The sequence below is a fragment of the Sphingomonas elodea ATCC 31461 genome (assembly GCF_000226955.1).
Lineage (GTDB): Bacteria > Pseudomonadota > Alphaproteobacteria > Sphingomonadales > Sphingomonadaceae > Sphingomonas > Sphingomonas elodea.
This window is the reverse complement of record NZ_AGFU01000101.1, coordinates 1-1,695: the sequence shown is the minus strand read 5'-3', so window position 1 is coordinate 1,695 and position 1,695 is coordinate 1. Positions and strand designations below refer to the sequence as shown.

Genomic DNA, 1,695 nt, shown 5'->3' with positions numbered 1-1,695 from the left:
GCGGCGCTGATCTCGCTGACCAGCTCGGCGGTGCGGCGGATGTCCGGCACCAGGCGTCCGAGCATGTCGCCGGCCTCGGCGGCGGCCTTCACCGTCTCGGACGAGACCGAACTGATCTCGGCCGCGGCACTCTGGCTGCGCTCGGCGAGCTTGCGCACTTCGGAGGCGACCACCGCGAAGCCGCGGCCATGTTCACCGGCCCGCGCGGCTTCCACTGCGGCGTTGAGCGCGAGCAGGTCGGTCTGTCGGGCGATTTCCTGCACGATGCCGATCTTCTCGGCGATCGTGCGCATCGCACCCACCGCGCGATCGACGGCGACGCCGCTGGTCTCGGCATCCTTGGCGGACTGGCGCGCGATCTTCTCGGTCTGCGTGGCGTTGTCGGCGTTCTGCTTGATGTTGGCGGCCATCTCTTCCATCGCCGCCGAGGCCTGTTCGGCGGCCGCTGCCTGCTCGGTCGCGCCCTGCGAGACCTGCTCGGAGCTGGACGAGAGTTCCTGGCTGCCCGAGGACACGTTGCTCGCCGCTGTCGTCGCATCGGCCACCACGCCGCGCAGGCGCTCGACCATGCGGACCAGCGCGTTGCCAAGCACGTCCTTGTCCGAGGCGGGCTTGTGGTTCACCGTCAGGTCGCCGTCGGCGATCCTGTCGGCCAGCGCCGCGCTGACGCGCAGATTGGCGACCATCGTGTTGACCGTTTCCACCAGGTCCTTGATCTCGTCGTTGGTGGTGACGGTCACGTCCTGGCTGAGGTCGCCGATCGCGACGGCGCCCACGGCGGTGCCGGCACGCGAGAGTCCCTGGGTGACGCTGCGCGCGATCCAAAGGGCGGCGCCCGCACCGGTCACGATCGCGGCGACGAGCAAGCCGACAAAGGCTGCGCGGGCGGATCCATAGGTCGCGTCCGCCGCGGCGCTGGCATCGTTGCCGCCCTTCACGTTCAGCGCGACGAGCTTGTTCAGGTCGCTGCTGAAGTCGTCGTACAGCGGGCGGCTCTGCGCGATGCTCGCATTCGCCTCGGCGTTCTTGTTCTCGCGCGACAGGTTCAGAAACACGTTCGAACGATCGAGATAGGTCTGATATTTGCCGGAGAACTGGTTGTAGATCGACCGCTCCTCGTCCGACGAGATCAGCTTCTCGTACCGATCGCGCTTGTCGCGGATGTCGGCGAGGATCTTGCGGATGTCGTCATCCACCTTCTGCATGCCGGGCTGGTCCAGCGTCGCCACATGGGTCAGCTGCGCGATCCGCAAATCCGACGTCGCCGTGTTGATCTGGTTGACCAGGTTGATGCTGGGCATCCAGTTCTTGGCGATTTCCGTCGACTGGGCGTTGATCGACGCCATGTTGAGGATGCCGAGGCCGCCCAGCGTGGCGGTCAGGAGGAGCAGGAAGCCGAAGGCGCCTGCCAGCTTTGCTTTGATGGTGAGACGCATCTTGCTCTCCGGGGTTGAACGAACAGTCATGCCGCTGCGTGGAAATCGTGATCGGCGGAATCGGGGCCGCCGGTGGTCAGGTCGAGCGCGAAGCCGGTCACGCGTGCCTTCTGGTCGGCGATGCTGTTCGGCTTGTGGCGCAAGGCTGGCTTGGCGGGCGCGCGACGGGCGGGTGCGGCAGCGCGCGGGCGCGCACCCTGTACGCCATCCACCTTGAAATAGGCGATGCTGGCCTGGAGCTCCTCGGCCTGCGCCGCGA

At 67.2% G+C, this 1,695-nt stretch carries 1 protein-coding gene and 1 pseudogene; both read right to left on the bottom strand.

Translation table 11 applies throughout. The features are described from left to right. Positions 1–1,436, bottom strand: a 1,436-nt coding sequence (locus KK7_RS21265; protein ID WP_010546210.1) for a methyl-accepting chemotaxis protein, incomplete at its 3' end; no start/stop codon positions are given. A gap of 26 nt (positions 1,437–1,462) precedes the next feature. Beyond that, a pseudogene (locus KK7_RS21260) lies at positions 1,463–1,695 on the bottom strand (methyl-accepting chemotaxis protein); the annotation flags it as partial.